Source organism: Bradyrhizobium sp. 41S5 (genome assembly GCF_011516665.3).
In the GTDB taxonomy this organism is placed as follows: domain Bacteria; phylum Pseudomonadota; class Alphaproteobacteria; order Rhizobiales; family Xanthobacteraceae; genus Bradyrhizobium; species Bradyrhizobium quebecense.
Map to the genome: position 1 here is coordinate 1,436,548 of NZ_CP083721.1, position 18,333 is coordinate 1,454,880.

At 65.5% G+C, this 18,333-nt stretch carries 14 protein-coding genes; 8 read left to right on the top strand and 6 right to left on the bottom strand.

What is annotated here, in order from left to right; all coding sequences use genetic code 11:
• Positions 1-42: 42 nt before the first annotated feature.
• The 3 genes from tilS to HAP47_RS06730 all read left to right on the top strand — a co-directional run bounded on the left by tilS (position 43) and on the right by HAP47_RS06730 (position 3,682).
• On the top strand, positions 43-1,077 hold the full coding sequence (gene tilS / locus HAP47_RS06720) for a tRNA lysidine(34) synthetase TilS (RefSeq protein WP_173638917.1): 1,035 nt from the start codon (positions 43-45) through the stop codon (positions 1,075-1,077).
• Positions 1,078-1,333: 256 nt separating this feature from the next.
• A complete protein-coding gene (ftsH, locus tag HAP47_RS06725) occupies positions 1,334-3,256 on the top strand; it encodes an ATP-dependent zinc metalloprotease FtsH (RefSeq protein WP_173638916.1) in 1,923 nt (640 codons plus the stop codon).
• Between the two features lie 21 nt (positions 3,257-3,277).
• A complete protein-coding gene (locus tag HAP47_RS06730; RefSeq protein ID WP_173638915.1) occupies positions 3,278-3,682 on the top strand; it encodes a DUF3052 domain-containing protein in 405 nt (134 codons plus the stop codon).
• 477 nt (positions 3,683-4,159) lie between these two features.
• Here HAP47_RS06730 and HAP47_RS06735 read toward each other — a convergent pair whose 3' ends face one another.
• Complete coding sequence (locus HAP47_RS06735) at positions 4,160-5,659, bottom strand: hypothetical protein (protein WP_173638914.1); 1,500 nt, start codon at positions 5,657-5,659, stop codon at positions 4,160-4,162.
• A gap of 413 nt (positions 5,660-6,072) precedes the next feature.
• Between HAP47_RS06735 and HAP47_RS06740 the strand changes: the two genes are divergently transcribed.
• Both HAP47_RS06740 and HAP47_RS06745 read left to right on the top strand, forming a co-directional pair.
• Positions 6,073-6,747 carry a TetR/AcrR family transcriptional regulator gene (locus tag HAP47_RS06740; RefSeq protein WP_173638913.1) on the top strand — a complete coding sequence of 225 codons (675 nt, stop codon included), beginning with the start codon at positions 6,073-6,075 and terminating at the stop codon, positions 6,745-6,747.
• An 82-nt stretch (positions 6,748-6,829) separates the two neighbouring features.
• Positions 6,830-7,258 carry an OsmC family protein gene (locus HAP47_RS06745; RefSeq protein WP_173638912.1) on the top strand — a complete coding sequence of 143 codons (429 nt, stop codon included), beginning with the start codon at positions 6,830-6,832 and terminating at the stop codon, positions 7,256-7,258.
• A 116-nt stretch (positions 7,259-7,374) separates the two neighbouring features.
• Here HAP47_RS06745 and pyk read toward each other — a convergent pair whose 3' ends face one another.
• A complete protein-coding gene (gene pyk / locus HAP47_RS06750; RefSeq protein ID WP_173638911.1) occupies positions 7,375-8,811 on the bottom strand; it encodes a pyruvate kinase in 1,437 nt (478 codons plus the stop codon).
• Complete coding sequence (locus HAP47_RS06755) at positions 8,808-9,377, bottom strand: DUF1036 domain-containing protein (RefSeq protein ID WP_173638910.1); 570 nt, start codon at positions 9,375-9,377, stop codon at positions 8,808-8,810. Before HAP47_RS06755 ends, pyk begins: the two co-directional genes overlap by 4 nt.
• A 234-nt stretch (positions 9,378-9,611) precedes the next feature.
• On the opposite strand from HAP47_RS06755, the gene HAP47_RS06760 reads away from it, so the two are divergent.
• From HAP47_RS06760 to HAP47_RS06770, 3 genes are all read left to right on the top strand, one after another.
• Positions 9,612-9,914: a DUF1244 domain-containing protein gene (locus tag HAP47_RS06760; protein ID WP_173638909.1), complete on the top strand. Its 303-nt coding sequence runs from the start codon at positions 9,612-9,614 to the stop codon at positions 9,912-9,914.
• Positions 9,915-10,088: 174 nt separating this feature from the next.
• Positions 10,089-10,361 (top strand): DUF2312 domain-containing protein, encoded by a 273-nt coding sequence (locus HAP47_RS06765; RefSeq protein ID WP_029085502.1) that lies wholly within the window; start codon positions 10,089-10,091, stop codon positions 10,359-10,361.
• A gap of 133 nt (positions 10,362-10,494) precedes the next feature.
• Complete coding sequence (locus HAP47_RS06770; RefSeq protein ID WP_173638908.1) at positions 10,495-12,258, top strand: adenylate/guanylate cyclase domain-containing protein; 1,764 nt, start codon at positions 10,495-10,497, stop codon at positions 12,256-12,258.
• Between the two features lie 34 nt (positions 12,259-12,292).
• Here HAP47_RS06770 and HAP47_RS06775 read toward each other — a convergent pair whose 3' ends face one another.
• The 3 genes from HAP47_RS06775 to HAP47_RS06785 form a co-directional block, all read right to left on the bottom strand.
• On the bottom strand, positions 12,293-13,891 hold the full coding sequence (locus HAP47_RS06775) for a DUF882 domain-containing protein (RefSeq protein ID WP_173638907.1): 1,599 nt from the start codon (positions 13,889-13,891) through the stop codon (positions 12,293-12,295).
• Between the two features lie 264 nt (positions 13,892-14,155).
• Positions 14,156-16,471 (bottom strand): L,D-transpeptidase family protein, encoded by a 2,316-nt coding sequence (locus HAP47_RS06780; RefSeq protein WP_173638906.1) that lies wholly within the window; start codon positions 16,469-16,471, stop codon positions 14,156-14,158.
• 305 nt (positions 16,472-16,776) lie between these two features.
• Positions 16,777-18,267, bottom strand: coding sequence for a sigma-54-dependent transcriptional regulator (locus tag HAP47_RS06785; protein WP_173638905.1), 1,491 nt, complete (start codon positions 18,265-18,267; stop codon positions 16,777-16,779).
• Between the last annotated feature and the right edge of the window lie 66 nt (positions 18,268-18,333).

Below are 18,333 nucleotides of genomic sequence, written 5' to 3' on the forward strand. Positions count from 1 at the left end.
GGTAGGCCGCTTCCGGCCTTTCCGCGACCTGCTGGTTCTGTGATGCCCGACGACCAATCCGCCATCCCGGCAAGCGACGCCAAGCGCCTGTTCGCGGGCCTGGCGCGTGCACCAGCGATCGTGCTCGCGGTGTCGGGCGGTCCCGATTCCGTCGCGCTGATGTGGTTGGCCGCGCGCTGGCGCCGCGCGCTCGCGCAGGGACCGCGGCTGGTGGCGGTCACCGTCGATCACGGCCTGCGTCCTGAAGCGGCCCGCGAGGCGCGCGACGTCAAGCGGCTGGCGCGAAGCCTCGACCTGCCGCATCACACATTGCGCTGGAGCGGGCCCAAGCCCAGCACCGGCCTGCCGGCAGCCGCGCGTGAGGCGCGCTATGGCCTGCTCGCGCAAGTCGCGCGCAAGCACGGCGCGACGCATATCCTGACCGCGCACACCCGTGACGACCAGGCCGAGACGCTGTTGATGCGGATGCTGCGTGGCAGTGGCGTCGCGGGCCTCTCGGCGATGGCGCGCGAGACCGAGCGCGACGGCGTCATGCTGACGCGACCGTTGCTCGATATCTCGAAGGCGCAGTTGGTCGCGACGCTGAAGAAGGCGCGCATCGGTTTTGCCGACGATCCGACCAACCGCGATCCGTCCTTCACGCGACCGCGGCTGCGCGCGCTGATGCCGCTGCTGGCCGAGGAAGGCGGCGACGCACGGAACCTGGCACGGCTCGCCGCGCGGATCGCGCGCGCCAACGCCGCGCTGGAGGTGCTGGTCGACGGCGCCGAGCGCTATCTTGCATTGAAAAGCGAGGGCAACTTCGAGGCTGGCTTCGACGCGGCACTGTTCGCGGTGATGCCGGACGAAATCCGCGTCCGGCTGCTCAAGCGCGCCATCGACCGCGCCGGACATGAGGGGCCGGCCGAACTCGGCAAGGTCGAAACCCTGCTCGCCGCGGTCGATGAGGCCGTCAGCCAGCCCTTGGGACAACGCGAATCCAAGCTGAAACAGACGCTTGCAGGAGCGGTCGTCAGCGTCGTCTCCGACCGCATCAGGATCACCCCGGCGCCGCCTCGCCGGGCCCGTTCCTGCTGAGCCGGGTTCGATTGTTTCAACCGCTGTCATAATCCGGCAAGGAGGCTTAACCACCCCGGAAAAACACCGGATTCCGCGTCATTTTTTGACCGGAAATCGGGCTAGGATGCGGTAAATAGTCGTGCGTGGTTCCCTTGGCATCGACCCCAGCGGCACCTAGATTGTAGCCATCGACGGGATGGATTCCCTGGGGATTCCCACAGAGCCTGCCCAAGGATTAGAGAGGCCGCGATCCGCGCGACCACGAAGGAAGACCATGAACGCCAATCTGCGGAATTTCGCCCTCTGGGTCATTATTGTCCTGCTGTTGCTGGCGTTGTTCACGCTTTTCCAGAATCCTGGTCAGCGGTCGTCGTCCTCGGACATCTCGTTCTCGCAGCTTCTCACTGAGGTCGATCAGGGCCATGTCCGCGACGTCGTGATTCAGGGGCCCGAGATTCACGGCACCTTCAACAACGGCACCAGCTTCCAGACCTACGCACCGAGCGATCCGTCGCTCGTGAAGCGCCTCTATGACGCCAAGGTGCAGATCACCGCGAAGGCGCCCGGCGACAACGTGCCGTGGTTCGTCTCGCTGCTCGTCTCCTGGTTGCCGTTCATCGCGCTGATCGGCGTCTGGATCTTCCTGTCGCGGCAGATGCAGGGCGGCGCCGGCAAGGCGATGGGCTTTGGCAAGTCGCGCGCCAAGATGCTGACCGAGGCGCATGGCCGCGTCACCTTCGAGGACGTCGCGGGTGTCGACGAGGCCAAGCAGGATCTGCAGGAGATCGTCGAGTTCCTCCGCGACCCCGGCAAGTTCCAGCGGCTCGGCGGACGCATTCCGCGCGGCGTGCTGCTGGTCGGCCCTCCCGGCACCGGCAAGACCCTGATCGCGCGCGCGGTGGCGGGTGAAGCCAACGTGCCGTTCTTCACGATCTCCGGTTCTGACTTCGTCGAAATGTTCGTCGGCGTCGGCGCGAGCCGTGTCCGCGACATGTTCGAGCAGGCCAAGAAGAATGCGCCCTGCATCATCTTCATCGACGAGATCGACGCGGTCGGCCGTCATCGCGGCGCCGGCCTCGGCGGCGGCAATGACGAGCGCGAGCAGACCCTGAACCAGCTGCTGGTCGAGATGGACGGCTTCGAGGCCAATGAAGGCGTGATCCTGATCGCGGCGACCAACCGTCCCGACGTGCTCGATCCCGCGCTGCTGCGTCCGGGCCGCTTCGACCGTCAGGTCGTGGTGCCGAATCCGGATGTCGTCGGCCGCGAGCAGATCCTCAAGGTTCACGTCCGCAAGGTGCCGCTGGCGCCGGATATCAACCTCAAGACCATCGCGCGCGGCACCCCGGGCTTCTCGGGCGCCGACTTGATGAACCTCGTCAACGAGGCTGCGCTGACCGCCGCCCGCCGCAACAAGCGGATGGTGACGCAGGCCGAGTTCGAAGAGGCCAAGGACAAGGTGATGATGGGCGCCGAGCGCAAGTCGCTCGTCATGACCGAGGAAGAGAAGTTGCTGACGGCCTATCACGAGGGCGGCCACGCCATCGTCGGTCTCAATGTCGTCGCGACTGATCCGATCCACAAGGCGACCATCATTCCGCGCGGCCGTGCGCTGGGCATGGTGATGCAGTTGCCGGAGCGCGACAAGCTGTCGATGTCGCTGGAGCAGATGACCTCGCGCCTCGCCATCATGATGGGTGGCCGTGTCGCGGAAGAGCTGATCTTCGGCCGCGAGAAGGTGACCTCGGGCGCCGCCTCCGACATCGAGCAGGCGACCCGCCTGGCCCGCATGATGGTGACGCGCTGGGGCCTCTCGGAAGAGCTCGGCACCGTGTCCTATGGCGAGAACCAGGACGAGGTGTTCCTCGGCATGTCGGTCTCGCGCACGCAGAACGCTTCCGAGGCGACCGTCCAGAAGATCGACTCCGAGATCCGGCGTCTGGTCGAGGAAGGCTACAACGAGGCCACCAAGATCCTCACCGAGAAGCGCGCAGACCTCGAGGCACTCGCCAAGGGCCTGCTCGAGTTCGAGACGCTGACCGGCGACGAGATCACCGATCTGCTGAAGGGCAAGAAGCCCAATCGCGAGTCGGTGCTGGAGCCGTCGACGCCGCGTGCATCCGCCGTGCCGCCGGCCGGCAAGCCGCGCCCGCGTCCCGATCCGGACACCGGCATGGAGCCGCAGCCGCAGGCGTAAGCCTTGCCCGCCAAGGCCGGCATGTCCGGCAAACCGATTGTGCAAAAGCTCGGCCTCAAGCCGGGCTTTTGTATTTTTGTCGACGGGTTGTCCGTTCCCTATGGCGACATCGTCGGCGAACTGCCTGCCGATCTACGGATCGCGAAGACCGCGCGGGCGCCGCTCGATGCCGTGCATCTCTTCGCCGCCGAGGCCAAGTGGCTCGCCGCCAAGCTGCAGCGTTACCGCGAAGCGATCGCGCCTGACGGCATGATCTGGGTGTCGTGGCCGAAGAAGAGCTCAGGCGTCGCGACCGACCTTGACGACAGGACGGTGCGCGAGATCGGGCTCGCGTCCGGCCTGGTCGACATCAAGGTCTGCGCCGTCGATGCGGTGTGGTCGGGGCTGAAATTCGTGATCCCGGTCAAAGAGCGCGGCAAGCGCTGAGACCGCCCCGGCGTCGGTCTCCGAGGGCAAAGCGGACGTCGCTCGGCTCGGCCGCTAGATGCCGGCTTTGACCCATTGCGGACCAATGAAAGGTTTGCTCCTGTGACTCGCTGTTGCTTTCGGAGATCAACATGGCGGGTGAGCGAGACAAGTATGGCGATCTGGTCGATCCAGCCGAACGATACCAAGAGTTCATGCTCCAGGTTTATGACCTTTGGTCCCAAGCCGAAGAGTATGGCTATTCGAAAGAAGCTCGGGGTATCCTCAACCAAGCTCGCCTCATGTTTATGGACGAGTTTCAGGCTCGACATCCGGGTTTCGGGAGGGGCCGCGCGACATGGAGGTAAGGCCGCCGCAGTTGGCGGCTTTCTTCGTTCTTATGTCGCCTGTCGGGCCCAAAGCTGGCTTGAACCTATGTCGCCTCCGACGTCGGCTTTCGAGGCAAAAGCCGACGTAACGCATTTTGCGAGTACGCGCCTAATTCGCGCCCTCAGCCGCCGCCGGCACGCCGGCCTTCTCGTCCGACCGCACATGGATGACGGCGATGTCGTCCTTGTAGAGCCGCTTCCAGCCCTTGAGGTGGTCCAGCGCGTTTCCGGCCGGAGAGTCCGAGCTCAACAGCGTGGCGTCGATCCGGTATTTGTCGAGAAGGTCCAGCAGCTGGCCGACGTCGCGGGCATCGAGCGCGGCGTAATAATCGAGCACGAATTGCTCGCCATAAAGCTCGGCGCGGCCGTCGATGAACACCTTCATGTCGCGGCTTACCATGTAGCCGCCGAACGGCGCGGTGCTGAACACGCGTTGCGCCTTGTGTTGCTGGAGAACGTCGACGGCGGCAACGGGCGAGAATTCCGGCAGGAATTTGAACTCGTGCTGTGCGACGAACATCGTCGTCGTCACCCACGCTCCGATCACCATCGCGATAGTCGCCAGGATCGTGACGACGGGGACGGCGCGTCCTTCCTCGAAGCGGACGGCGCGGACGCCTGCCATTCCCCATTGTTCTGATATCGGCTTGGCGAGCACCAGCGGCGCGATGAACGCGAACACCTCGATGTTGCGGATATGGCTCAGCGCCATCCAGATCAGCCCGAGCAGCAACAGGATCCGCGGCACCGACAGGGTCAGCCCGCGATAGCAGATGACGCCGATCAGGCCGAGCAGCGTGGCTTCGAAGAAGCTGGGCTTGCTGAAATCCGCGGGCAGCCATTCGCCGATCAGCGACAGCAGCTTGCCGAGGCTGAGGATCTTGGTCGCACCCAGCAGGCTATTCCAGCCATAGGGCGTCACGCAGCTCGCGGCCAGTGCGGCGACGCCGAACAGTCCCCATCGTACGATGAGCTGACGGCGGCGGCTCGGCTCCGCGCTCCACACCGCCTCCAGTCCGATCGGCCCGATCAGTGCCAGGCCGAGCACGAAGCCGCCATGCAGATTGGCCCACAACACCATCAGCGGCAGCAGCGACCATGACGGATGGGTGCGGCGATCCGCGGCCGACATCAGGCCGCCGACGAACGCCAGCAGCACCGGCAGTGCCAGCACATGCGGCCGCGCGAAGAAGTGGATCGTCGACAGCAACAGCGCCAGCGCCGCGATCAGGAGTGCACGCGCTGGATCGAAATACGGGCTGAGCAGATGCAGAAAGATCGCGACCGACGCGCCGATCGCGACCGACGTCAGGATCACCGGCCCGGCCCAATCGCCGCCGTACACGAGAGCGTACGCCACCTGCGACAGCCACGAGCTCGAGATCCAGGGCTCGCCGAAACGGGTGAACGAGAACACGTCTGATGTCGGCATCGCGCCGTGTTCGAGGATCCACTGTCCGACCTTGATCTGCCACTCCGTGTCGGAATCGCGCAGCAGGATTTCTCCGGCGGAGAGATAGAACAGATAGGCGCCCACGGCGGCGCACAGCGGCAGCAGTCCTCGCACCGCGCTACGGCTGCCCACGCTGCTGGTGATGGAGAGTGACATGCGCTTTCTTGGTTCGGCCGGGGACATCGAAGCAACGCCACAACGTGGCGTTGGGCGCACTCGACCACGGCTTCCGATAAATTCGGGTAAATGCGACCGCGATGTCGTGGGTCCGCGCGAGATCGGATGTCTCGATTTCGAGCATTTATCTTGGCGCGCGATTTACCATCGGAAGCCCCGATCCGGACCTGAGTGCTGTCGGCACCTGGCGCTTCCGTCGGCCGGAGGGCCGCCAGTTCAATCGGAGGTGGCGTGCGGCCGTCGCAAAATCCTTACAATTCCAGCTTGTCATTCAGTCTGAATAGTTGTTCACTTCTTCAAACGGTTGCGGGATCGATCGTTCAAAACATTGAAGACGCGTGTGTTCTGCCGGTGGGCGCCGGCCAGGGCACACGGTGGGGGGACGGAATGCCATGGTCTACCGGCGAACTCATCAGGTTGTGAAACGGCTGGCTGCCCGGCGCAGCGCCATCCTGTCGGCTGCGCGCGACGCGGCGGCGGCGGGCGGCATGGCCGCGGTCCAGATCGCGCCCGTCGCAGTGCGGGCCAATGTCGCGGCCGGCACCGTCTATCGCTATTTCCCGTCGAAGGCCGAGCTGATCTCGGAATTGATCACGGAGGTCTCGCGCGACGAATTGTCCGCGATCCGGCGCGCCGCGGAGGCCGCGCCCGGACCGTCATCGGCGCTGGCCGCCGCGGTGACGACGATTGCGGTCCACGTGCTGTCGCAGCGCAAGCTGGCCTGGGGCATCCTGGCCGAGCCGGTCGATGTCGACGTCACCGCCTCGCGCCTTGCCAGCCGCCGCGACATTTCCGGCGAGCTGGCCATGCGCATCGACGCCGCCGTACGCGCCGGACATCTGCCGGCACAGGACACGGCGCTGGCCGCCACCGCCTTGCTCGGCGCGCTGCACGAAGCTCTGGTCGGCCCGCTGGCGCCGGCCAATCTCGACGATCCGATCAAGCTGCGCGATGCGGTGCAGAGCGTGACGCTGCTCGCGCTACGCGCGGTCGGCGTGATGGACGCGCGCGCCCGTGGCCTTGTGGTGCAGGCGACGACCCCGGCAAAGGCGCTGGTCGGGGCCTGAGATCGCAGCTGCGCGGCGAACACTTCCGTCGCATTGGCGTTGTAGGTTGAGGCTGGGTTCAACCAATCTCACGGAGCAACGCATGACGACGACCCATGGTTCGGCCAAATGGCAGGGGGGCATCAAGGACGGCAAGGGCGCGATCTCGACCAAGAGCGGCGCGCTCTCGGATTACCCTTATGGCTTCGCCAGCCGCTTCGAGGGCAAGCCCGGCTCGAACCCCGAAGAACTGATCGGCGCGGCGCATGCCGCCTGCTTCACGATGGCGCTGTCGTTGATCCTGGGCGAGGCCAAGCTCACGGCCGAGCACATGGAGACCAAGGCCGACGTGACGCTGGAGAAGGTCGCCGACGGCTTTGCCATCACTGCCGTGCACCTGACGCTATCGGCGAAGATCCCGGGCGCCGATAACGCAACGTTCCAGGAACTGGCGGGCAGGGCCAAGGCCGGATGTCCGGTGTCGAAGCTGCTCAACACCAAGATCACGCTCGACGCGGCGTTGCAGGGCTGACGGTCTGGAGCGCAGCCTGGTGGCCACGCTGATGCGTGGCCCGGCGCGACGGGTTAGAGCGTTTTCGAGCGAAGTGGGCACCGGTTCGCGTGAAGAAAGCGCGTCAAGACGAGAATCTACAGCTGCGCGTCGCCGTTCGGCCCGACCGAGGCGATGCGCAGCATGTTGGTGGTGCCGGGCGCGCGGAGCGGCACGCCGGCGACGATGATGACGCGCTGGCCGGCCTTGGCAAAACCGTCCCGGAATGCAATCGAGCCGGCGCGTTCAACCATGTCGTCGAGATCGTGGGCGTCCTCGGCGACCACGCAATGCACGCCCCACACCACCGACAGCTTGCGGCCGGTGACGAGGTTCGGCGTGATCGCGACCACCGGCACCTTCGGGCGCTCGCGCGCCACGCGGATCGCAGTCGAGCCTGACGAGGTCCAGCAGATGATCGCCGACAGATCTAGCGTCTCGGCGATCTGCCGCGCGGCGTCGGCAATGGCATCGCCCACCGTCGCCTCGGGATCGACGCGCTGTGCGTTGATCATGCTGCGATAGGTCGGGTCGCGCTCGACCTCCTCGCCGATGCGGTTCATGGTCGAGACCGCTTCGATCGGGAACTTGCCGGCGGCGGATTCCGCTGACAGCATGATGGCGTCGGCGCCCTCGTAGACGGCGGTGGCGACGTCGGAAACTTCGGCGCGCGTCGGCACCGGCGCCTGGATCATCGATTCCAGCATCTGGGTTGCGACCACCACCGGCCTGCCGGCGCGCCGCGCCATCCGGATCATCTGCTTCTGCAGGCTCGGCACCCGCTCCAGCGGCAGCTCGACGCCTAGATCGCCGCGCGCCACCATCAGCGCATCCGCCACCTCGATGATGTCGGCGAGGCGGTCGATCGCCTGCGGCTTCTCGATCTTGGCCATCACCGCGGCGCGACCGCGGATCATCTTCTTGGCCTCGATCACGTCCTCGGCACGCTGCACGAAGGACAGCGCAACCCAGTCGATCCCTTCCGGGAGCGCGGCTTCCAGATCGGCACGGTCCTTCGGGGTCATCGCGGAGACCGGCAGGTCGGTGTCGGGCAGGCTGACACCCTTGCGGTCCGACATCTTGCCGCCGATCACGACGCGCGTAACCGCGCGGTCGGGCGAGGTTTCCTCGGCGATCAGCCGCACCTTGCCATCGTCGAGCAAAAGCGCGTGGCCGGGCCGGAGCGCGGCAAGGATCTCCGGATGCGGAAGCTGGACGCGGCTGTTGTCGCCCGGCGTCTTGTCGGAATCCAGAATGAAGCTCTGGCCGTTCTTGAGCTGGGTCGACCCTTCCGCGAAGGCGCCGACCCGCAGCTTCGGCCCCTGCAGGTCGACCAGGATGCCGATCGGCCGGCCGTAGCTCGATTCGACGTTGCGGATGGTCTTGACCAGCTCCCGCATCTTGTCGTGCGGGGTATGGCTCATGTTGATGCGGAACACGTCGGCACCCGCCTCGAACAGCTTGCGGATCATCGCGCTGTCTGAGGAGGCCGGGCCGAGCGTTGCAAGGATCTTGATTCGGCGCAGTCGTCTCATTGTTTGTTTCCGGGTGGTGCGGCTGGCGGCAGACCCGACGCGCCCGGCGGCGCTGCGCCCGGCGGCGGGTTGGGCAGGCCCGGCATCGCCCCGGGGCTTCCCGGAGCCACGCCGCCCGGCATTCCCGGTACTTTCTGCGGCTGTTGTTCGTTGGCTTCGGTCAGCTGGACGGTCCATGCACGCTGCTCGCCGGTGTCGACCTCGAAGAAGCCGGTGCGGTCAAAGCCCCGCGCCAGGCAATTCTCGGTGCCCTTGATGGTGAATTCCTTGTCGCGCGAGCACATGAAGGCCTGACCGGACCATTCGCCGCCGCGATCGTAGTCAAGAGCGTAGATGTAGTAGTAGCGCGCCACAAGGTTGCCGCGCAGCAGGGTCTCGCAGGTCCTCGACGACACATTCCACCAGCCTTCTGTGGTCCAGCCCTCGGCATCCTTGTAGCCGAGCGCGATCCCGACCCGGCTCGAGGTGTTGTTGCAGAGCCGGAAATCGGCGGCCGCCGGGCTCGTCCACAGGCATGCCGCGACAAGCGCCAGCACCGGCAGGATGCCGGCCAGGATCAGGCGCATGGTACGGGGAGCTGAGGCGAGAGAATCTGTTGGGCTCATGCAGCGAAGCTATATCAAATCATTGTCGATTTCGCGTGCCCGGCAGGCACTGTCAACGGGCGGGCGCCCGTCTGCCGCGCTGCGGCACCGTGGCCAGCGTGGCCGTAGCTCCGTATTGCGCGTCGATATGGCAAAATCTGTGACAATTCCCACCTGATATCAATATGGTGAGCACATCACACCGGGATCACGATCATGAGCATTGACGACAAAACCAGAACAGAACTTGAGGCCGCGGTGTTCCGGCGCCTCGTCGATCATCTGCGCAACCGGACCGATGTGCAGAACATCGACCTGATGAACCTTGCCGGCTTCTGCCGCAATTGCCTGTCCAACTGGATGAAGGAAGAGGCCGACGCCAAGGGCCTTGCGGTGAGCAAGGACGAGAGCCGCGAGGCGGTCTACGGCATGCCGTATGAGGAGTGGAAGGCGAAGTTTCAGGGCGGCGCGACGCCGGAGCAGCTCGCGGCGATGAAGAAGGCCCAAAGCGGGCACTAATTCCCGATCGATGTGACTCCAGTTCCGTGGCCGTCCGCATCTCCTGTGGGCGCGCTGTGGATGAGCGCGATGTTTCCTTGACGGGACGTGCTCCAAAATCGAGGGTCGCCCGCAACAAGCGGTGCGCGTGGCGCGTATTCGCGCGACATTTCATTGCCATTTCAGGAGTACGCGATGGCCACCACATCTGCCGCCGTTCAGGATGAACCCGCAACGCGATTTGCCAAGGACCAGCTCAAATCCATCATCGAGCGCATCGAGCGGCTGGAAGAGGAAAAGAAGACGATCTCGGACGATATCCGCGACGTCTATGCCGAGGCCAAGGGCAACGGCTTCGACGTCAAGGCGCTGCGCACCATCGTGCGCCTGCGCAAGCAGGATGCCAACGAGCGCCAGGAGCAGGAAACCATCCTGGAGACCTATATGCAGGCGCTCGGGATGCTCTGAGGCGGCGGGCAGGGCCGGTCTGGCGTCGTCAAGGCGCCCCCCCGAGGTAGCTCGCCCAAGCCGCTTGGCGAGGCTTGGGTGAAATCCCGGGATTTGCTACACTGCCGGTGAGGTAACCGGGCAGAGCGTTCAGATGGACGTGCCAGGACCAGAGCGTCGGCTCGCTGCGGTCCTCGCCGCCGACATGGTCGGCTTTAGCCGACTGATGGAGGCTGACGAGACGGGCACCCTTGCGCGCCTCAAGACCCATCGGATCGAACTGATCGATCCGGCCATCACCAAGAATCGCGGCCGCATCATCAAGACCACCGGCGACGGCCTGCTGGTCGAATTCCACAGCGTCGTCGATGCGGTGTTGTGCGCGGCCGAGGTCCAGCGTCGGATGGCCAAACGCAACTCCGACGTCGCGCCGGCGCGGTGGATGCAGTTTCGCATCGGCATCAATCTCGGCGACGTGATCGTCGACGGCGCCGACATCTTCGGCGACGGCGTCAATGTCGCCTCGCGCCTCGAGGTGCTGGCCGAACCCGGCGGCATCTGCATTTCCGGCGCAGTCCGCGATCAGGTCGGCGATCGCCTGGAAGATCTGAGCTTCGAGGATCTCGGCGATCAGACCGTCAAGAACATCGCGCGCCCGATCCGGGTTTTCCGCGTCCATCTCGAATCGGGCGCCAAATCCGCTACGGAGCAGGCAAGCGCGGCGGCCGTCCCTGTCGTCGCCAGGAAGCCCTCCATCGCCGTGCTGCCGCTCATCAATATGAGCGGCGATCCCGAGCAGGAATTCTTCGCCGACGGTCTCACCGAGGACATCATCACCGAGCTGTCGCGTTTCCACGATCTGCTCGTGATCTCGCGCAACTCGACCTTCGTGTACAAGGGCAAGGCCGTGAAGGTGCAGGACGTCGCGAAGGAGTTCGCGGTCGACTATGTGCTGGAAGGCAGCGTGCGCAAGGCGGGCGGCCGTATTCGCGTCACCGTGCAGCTGATCGACGCCGAGGCCGACCGGCACGTCTGGGCCGAACGCTACGACCGCGAGCTCGCCGACATCTTCGCGATCCAGGACGAGATGACGCGCGCGATCGTGTCGACCCTGCCGGGCCGCGTCGAGGCCGCCGCCCATGATCGCGTCAAGCGCAAGCCGACCGACAACATGGCGGCCTATGAGTGCGTGCTGGCCGCCAAGGTGCTGCATCATCGCTCGGCCCGCGACGACAATACGGAGGCGCAGCGTCTGCTCGAGCGGGCCATCGTGCTCGATCCCAACTACGCCCATGCGCACGCCTGGCGGGCCTGCGTGCTCGGCCAGACCTGGGTCTACAATTGGTGCGACGACCGCGACGCGACCTTCGCGCAGGTGGCGACCGAGCTCGAGATCGCGCTCAAGCTCGACGACAACGACAGCGACGTGCACCGGATCCTCGCGGCGCTGAACCTCAACCGCGACGACCACGACAAGGCGGCCTTCCACCAGGAGCGCGCGCTCGCGCTCAATCCCAACTACGATCTGGTCGTCGTGCAGCAGGGCGAGCTCCTGACCTGGCTCGGGCGGCCGGAGGAGGGCATCGACTGGATCAAGCGGGCGATGCGCCTCAATCCGTTCCATCCGGAGCGATTCTGGAGTCACCTCGGCCGGGCCTGCTATTGCGCCGAGAAATACGCCGATGCGGCCGAGGCGTTCTCGCGGATCACGCGGCCCGACCACACCCATCACGCCTTCCTCGCCGCGACATTGGCGCAGATGGGCAACGCGGTGGCGGCCGCAGCCCATGCGACCGAGGTGCTGAAGCGCGAGCCGACCTTCTCGGTCGCCGCACACCTCGCAACGCAGCACTACAAGCGCGCGCCCGACCGGGCGCGCTACGAGGCCGGCTTGCTCAAGGCAGGGCTGCCGGCTTGAACGGTTGATGAAATGATTTTGTCGGCGGAGACTCTCAGCGCAGCGAGGCGGTGCGCAGCACGAACGACTGGGTCGTCAGGAGGGCGGTCGCCGAGCCCGAGAAGCGATCGCAGGTCATGCCCATCATCGGATCTTCCGAGAAGGTCATGGCGACGGCGGCCTGCGGCTTCACGAAATGCTGCCGCATCATGTTCATGTCGGTGTCGCCGAGCACCGTGGTCAGCATGCCGCTGCTCGCGCTCGGCGCCAGCATCACGACGCGCATCCAGATATCGTTGCCCTTGGCGGCCGAGATCCGCGCCGATGTCGTGATCACGCCCTGGCTAGGTGTGCCCTTCGCAACGACGGTGTTGATTTCGGTGGCGGGCGCCGCCGCATTGCGCGCCGGGCGCACATTGCGCGGGATCGGCGCGGTCGCCGCGACGATGTTGGCGCGATCGACCGGTGAGGACGCAGCCGGCGCATAAGCGAGCGCCTTGTTGAAGTTCTCGGTCGTGCTGGCGGTGGTCTGCGGATCGGAGCCGCCGACCGCCTCACGCGCCTTCAGCGCGGCGATCTGCGCGGCCGATGCCTGCTTCGGCGCCGCGGACTCGTCACCCCAGAAACCGCGGGCATTGATGATGTCGGCGGGAGATTGCGGCGCGGTGTTCTCGGCCGTCTGCACCACCTGCACCGCCGGCTTGGCCTTCGGCATCGGGACGAGCTGCGCGTCGGCGGCGGCGAGCTGGATCGCGGCGGCGAACTGCTGCGGCTTGGCGCGCGGCAGCGGAACGGGGTCGGCGGATTTTGCAGGGGCCGCGGCCGCAACCACAGTGGGGGCCGCGGGCTTGTCGTTCACAGCGGTCGCGCCTTCGTCTTCATCGTCGCCCGACTTGCCGGCCCCGAACAGCTTCGCAAACAGGGTCGGCTTGCTGATGGTCGCAGCATCATCGCCATTGCCGCGGCGTTCGATGTCGGCCTTGGCGAGTTCATAGCCCTTCAGCGGTGTGCCGTCGGTCGGGACATGAACAGTGCGGCCGTCCGGGAACACCCGGACCAGCTGCTCACGGGTCATCCGCGGCCAGTGGCGAATGCCGCCGGTGTCGAGATGCACGAAGGGCGAGCCCGAGGTCGGATAGAAGCCGACGCCGCCGCGCTGCAGGCGCAGGCCGGCGAAGCGGATCTGCTCCAGCGGCACGCCCGGAATGAAGAAGTCCATCGCATGGCCCAGCATGTGCTGGCTGTGGCGCGCAACGCCCGAGGAGCGGCGGCGGAGCATGGCGTTGGTGGCAGGGGCGCGATAGGCGGAGATGATCTGGATCGGCTGCTTGCCGCCGACGTCGTTATAGACTTCCCAGAGGATGTCGAAGAGGTGACGGTCCATCACCGTCTCATCCTGGGAGCGCCAGTCGCGCAGGAAGTGATTGAGCTGCTTCAGCGCGGCTTCGTCGTAGCGGCCATCGCGTTTGAAGGTGATGTTGAGGTCTTCGCCGGAATGGGTGTGGTGGAAGGAGAGGGTGCGGGTCTGGTTCAGCGCAGTCGCATCGTGCACCGAGCCGGCGCCCGCCAACAGCAATAGCGCGGTCAGGCCGACTTGGTATCCGGCCTTAGGCAGCGACAGCGGATTGTAGCGGCGTGCGAAAACAGCCAGCACTATGAGCCCACCCAGTCGACGAGCGTTCGGTCGGCATCCTCGCAGACCCCCTGCGGAAGACGGTGAACGCTTTCTTAAAGCGGGAGGGTTAACCGAGGTTTACCGACCCGCCCCCAAGTTGGGCTTAACTAACTGGGCGAGTGTGGCAAAAAATAGCCCTGTTTCCCGGACCCCATCCCAAATGGTTAACGTAAACGATCTCGCTCTTTGAGCGAGATCGTTGATTTTGCTTCAAAATTTATCCCAATCGGGCGGAGATGCAGATTAGCGGGTGATAACTCGGCGCTGCTGCTGGGCCTGACCGCGGCGGACCTGCTGCGGCTCCGGCTGGCCGAATCCACCGAACAGGCGCTCGAAGAAGTTCGGTCCGGAGGAGCCAAAGCCGCTGTTGTCGCCGGCGACGTTGACGCCAGGCGGCAGGCTGCTGCTCGGCGGCCGCGCGTAGCTCGGCTGGGCGTGCGCAACGACCGTCTCGAGATCCTTGCCGCGGCTGTTCTTGAGCAGTGACAGCATGGTGGCGTCGCGGCCGTAGATGTCCCTGCGGATTTGCAACTTGCCGGCGTCGTCCACGAACGCGGTCTGGTAGGTGATGTTGACCGGGATCGGCGTCGGGAATTTCAGATCGACTTCGCTCGAGCCGTACATGCTGCGGATCCGCTCCGGCGTGTAGTGCTGGTTCGGCTCGGTGATGTTGAGCAGCACGGACGCGTACTGATCCGGATTCTGCACGCGCATGCAGCCGTGGCTGAAGGCGCGCTCATCCTTCGCGAATAGATACTTGTCCGGCGTGTCGTGCTGATAGACCAGAAACTTGTTCGGGAAATTGAAGCGGATGCGGCCGAGCGCGTTGGCTTCACCGGGCGGCTGCGAGATGTGGATCGAGCCGTCGCGGTTGCGCTCGAGCTTGAGGCCCATGCGCTGCAGCACCGTCGGATCCTGCTGCAGGGCCGGCAGATACTCATTGTAGATGATCGACGGCGGCACGTTCCAGGTCGGGTTGACCGTGATGTACTTCATCGTCTCGGTCAGAAGCGGCGTGGCGTGCTGGCCGGGCTTGCCGGTGACGACGCGCGTGGTCCAGACCTGCGCGCCGTTCTGCATCACCTTCAGCGTATAGTCGGGGATGTTGAGGATCACATAGGCATTGCCGACATTGGCAGCGCCGAGCTGGCGCGGCAGCCAGCGCCAGCGTTCCATGTTGACGATCACGGTGTCGACCTGGCGATCGCGCTTCGGATTGTTCAGCGCCTTGACGGTGCGCTCGTCGAGGACGCCGGTCGGCTTGAGATCGACGCTGCTCTGGAATTTCTCCACCGCCCGCGCGACAACGGCGTCATATTTGGTGCTGTCGGCATCCTCGGTGATGCCGAGCTTGTTGCGCAGGTCCGGCACGCGCGGATCGTCCATCTCGACCGCAGCCTGCTTCTTGCGGGCGGGGACGTATTTCAGCGCGGGGCCATCGGCGATCGTGATCACCGGACCGTCGCCCTGGCCACGCAGCTCGGCAAGCTTCTTCTTCAGTTCCTTGTAGAGCTTCTGCGGCGGGTTGTAGCCGTCGAGCGCGGCAGAGGCGTCCTTGGCCGAGGTCACATTCGCAAACACCTCAGCCGGATCGATCGGGTGTTCCGGATAGAGGATGTCCGCCGACACCTGCGACCAGTGCATGCGACCGCTCTGGGCCTGGCGCGCATAGTCCAGCATGCTGGCCGCGAGCTTCAGCTCGGCGTCGGCCAGCGTATCCGGCGTCGTCGCCGCGGCGAAATCCGGCACCGGATAGTCGGCGGCATCGAGGCCGTCGGCGGCCGCATCCTTCAGGCGCGCGATGACGCCCTTGCCGGCATCGGTCAGCTTGCCGGCCTTGGTGAAGACGGGTGCGTATTCGCGGGCCGAATAGAACTTCTCGGCCGCGGCGCGCTCGTTCTTGCGATCGAAGGTGCGCAGCGACTTGCTGGCGAGCAGCTCGCGCAGCTTGTCGGCGACCGGCTGATCCTCGGCGGCAACGTTGCTCGCAGCCTTCGCGGGCTCAGTCGCCGGAGCTGCTGCCGTCGCGGGAGCCGGAGTTGCGGCGGGCGCCGTGGCCGTTGCCGGCGCGGGGCTTGCGGAAGGTGCCGTTGCGGTTGCAGGGGCGGGTGTGGCCGCAGCCGGTGCGACCGCGGTATCGGTCTTCGGTGCATCGCTCTTGGGCGCATCGGCAGCCTTGGTCGCCGGCGCGGTGACGACATCGGCGGGCTTCGGCTCGACGGCCTTTGCGGTCGCGCTCGGTTCTGCCGGCTTTGCATCGACAGGCTTGGCATCGAGGGGCTTGGCTTCGGTGGCCTGTATCTCGGCGGGCTTCACGTCCGCCGGCTTGGCTGCATCGGGCAGCGCGGCGGTGGTGTCGGCCTTGAAATCGCTTGCGGTGGGCGGCGGCACATTGGCCGGTTCGGGGCGCGGGATCGCGGCGTCGATCGCCAGTTCCGAGGCGCTTGAGCGAGGCGTGTCCTGCGCGAAGGCCGAGCTCGCGGACACCGTGAGGAAGGTCGCCGCGACGGCCATCAATACGCGGTCAAATCCTCGACGGCTGTTCGAACAGTCACGCATTTTCGCACCCCCTGGGTGGAACTGCCCCTCAGATTCTGGAACAGTTCAAATCGGTATTCGGTTTCATAGCTTGCGCGAAAGCGCCGGCTTCTCAAACGACTCGTATGCCTGCACGCAATTAACGCAGACGATACATTTGCCCCTCTTATGCAGCCAGCGCCTTGCGGGGCAACTCACGACAAACTGACCTCGAAGCAGCTGATTTCGCTCGGGCCGTGCGTTTTTGCCACGCGGCACAGCCTTTGTCTGTCACCGACGGGACACGGTTCAAAAGGTTCCCCGGTATGGCCCTGTCGGCCTCAGGTTTAGGTGGCGTCGCTTGTGCGCGTGCCCGCCGCGGCTTCGTCGAGCTTGCGGTAGAGGGTCGAGCGGCCGATCTTGAGGCGACGTGCGACCTCCGACATCTGTCCGCGATAATGTGAAATCGCGAACCGGATGATCTCGTTCTCGAGATCTTCTAGCGGACGCACCTCGCCCACAGCATTCAGCATCGAGAGGCCGCCCGCTGTCGGCAGGACAGCGGTTGCCGGTATTTCATTACCCGAGATCATGGCGGGCGCCGTGGACGGCGACACCACCAGTGGCTCGCCCTGGAGCGATTTGCCTTCCGGCCCCGGATGCGCCGCTCCTTGCGGGAAGTCGGCGAGCCCGAGTTGGTCCCCGTCGCTCATCACCACGGCGCGATACACCGTGTTCTCGAGCTGACGGATGTTGCCGGGCCAATCGAGCTGCGCGAGATGCGCCATCGCCTCGCCGCTGATGCCGGTGATGTTGCGGTTCTCCTCTGCGCAGAACCGCGCCAGGAAATGCCGCAGCAGATGCGGAATGTCTTCGCGCCGTTGCCGCAGCGCCGGAATGGTCAGTGGCAGCACGTGCAGGCGATAGAACAGGTCCTCGCGGAACTGGCCGGCCTTCACGAGATCGAGCAGCTTGCGGTTGGTCGCCGAGATGATGCGGACATCGACCTTGACCGGCTTGCGGCCGCCGACCGCCTCGACGGTGCCTTCCTGCAGGGCGCGCAACAGTTTCACCTGCGTGGCCAGCGGCAATTCGCCGACCTCGTCGAGGAACAGCGTGCCGCCATGGGCCTCGACGAACTTGCCCTGATGGCGCTCGGTGGCGCCGGTGAAGGCGCCCTTCTCGTGGCCGAACAGGATCGATTCGACGAGATTTTCCGGGATCGCGCCGCAGTTCACCGCGACGAACGGCTTGGCCTTGCGCTCGCTGCTGCCGTGGATGGCGCGCGCGAACAGCTCCTTGCCGACGCCGGACTCGCCCTCGATCAGCACCGGGATGGTCGAGGATGCCGCTTTCTGCGCCGTGCGCAGCACGCCGGCCATTTCCTCGCTGCGGGTGATGATGTCGGAGAAGGTCAGCCGGCCCTCGCGGCTGTGGCGGATGCGCTGCAATTCGCCTTTGAGCGCCGACGCGTTGAGGGCGTTGCGCAGGGATACCTGGAGCCGCTCGAAGCCGACCGGCTTGACGACGAAATCCTGGGCACCGGCGCGCATCGCCGACACCACATTGTCGATGCCGCCATGCGCGGTCTGCACGATGACCGGGACGTTCAAACCAGCTTCACGAATTTTTGCGAGGACTCCAAGGCCGTCGAGGCCCGGCATCACGAGGTCGAGCACGACGGCATCGATCGCCTGCGTCTCGGATGCGGTCAGGGCCGCTATCGCCGCGTCGCCACTGTCCACGACGAGGGGCTCATAGCCGCACTTCTGCACCATGTTTTCAACCAAACGACGCTGTACGGCGTCATCATCGGCGATCAAAATGGTGGCAGCCATGGTTTTCCCCGCACGCTACGTTTATCTGTCTCGAATCGGGGCACTGTCGCCGATGCCGATTAACGC

Excerpts from the sequence above, each read along its gene's own strand:
- tilS (WP_173638917.1), top strand. The coding sequence starts at position 43 with ATGCCCGACGACCAATCCGCCATCCCGGCAAGCGACGCCAAGCGCCTG.
- ftsH (WP_173638916.1), top strand. The coding sequence starts at position 1,334 with ATGAACGCCAATCTGCGGAATTTCGCCCTCTGGGTCATTATTGTCCTG.
- HAP47_RS06730 (WP_173638915.1), top strand. The coding sequence starts at position 3,278 with ATGTCCGGCAAACCGATTGTGCAAAAGCTCGGCCTCAAGCCGGGCTTT.
- HAP47_RS06735 (WP_173638914.1), bottom strand. The coding sequence starts at position 5,659 with ATGTCACTCTCCATCACCAGCAGCGTGGGCAGCCGTAGCGCGGTGCGA.
- HAP47_RS06740 (WP_173638913.1), top strand. The coding sequence starts at position 6,073 with ATGGTCTACCGGCGAACTCATCAGGTTGTGAAACGGCTGGCTGCCCGG.
- HAP47_RS06745 (WP_173638912.1), top strand. The coding sequence starts at position 6,830 with ATGACGACGACCCATGGTTCGGCCAAATGGCAGGGGGGCATCAAGGAC.
- pyk (WP_173638911.1), bottom strand. The coding sequence starts at position 8,811 with ATGAGACGACTGCGCCGAATCAAGATCCTTGCAACGCTCGGCCCGGCC.
- HAP47_RS06755 (WP_173638910.1), bottom strand. The coding sequence starts at position 9,377 with ATGCGCCTGATCCTGGCCGGCATCCTGCCGGTGCTGGCGCTTGTCGCG.
- HAP47_RS06760 (WP_173638909.1), top strand. The coding sequence starts at position 9,612 with ATGAGCATTGACGACAAAACCAGAACAGAACTTGAGGCCGCGGTGTTC.
- HAP47_RS06765 (WP_029085502.1), top strand. The coding sequence starts at position 10,089 with ATGGCCACCACATCTGCCGCCGTTCAGGATGAACCCGCAACGCGATTT.
- HAP47_RS06770 (WP_173638908.1), top strand. The coding sequence starts at position 10,495 with ATGGACGTGCCAGGACCAGAGCGTCGGCTCGCTGCGGTCCTCGCCGCC.
- HAP47_RS06780 (WP_173638906.1), bottom strand. The coding sequence starts at position 16,471 with ATGCGTGACTGTTCGAACAGCCGTCGAGGATTTGACCGCGTATTGATG.
- HAP47_RS06785 (WP_173638905.1), bottom strand. The coding sequence starts at position 18,267 with ATGGCTGCCACCATTTTGATCGCCGATGATGACGCCGTACAGCGTCGT.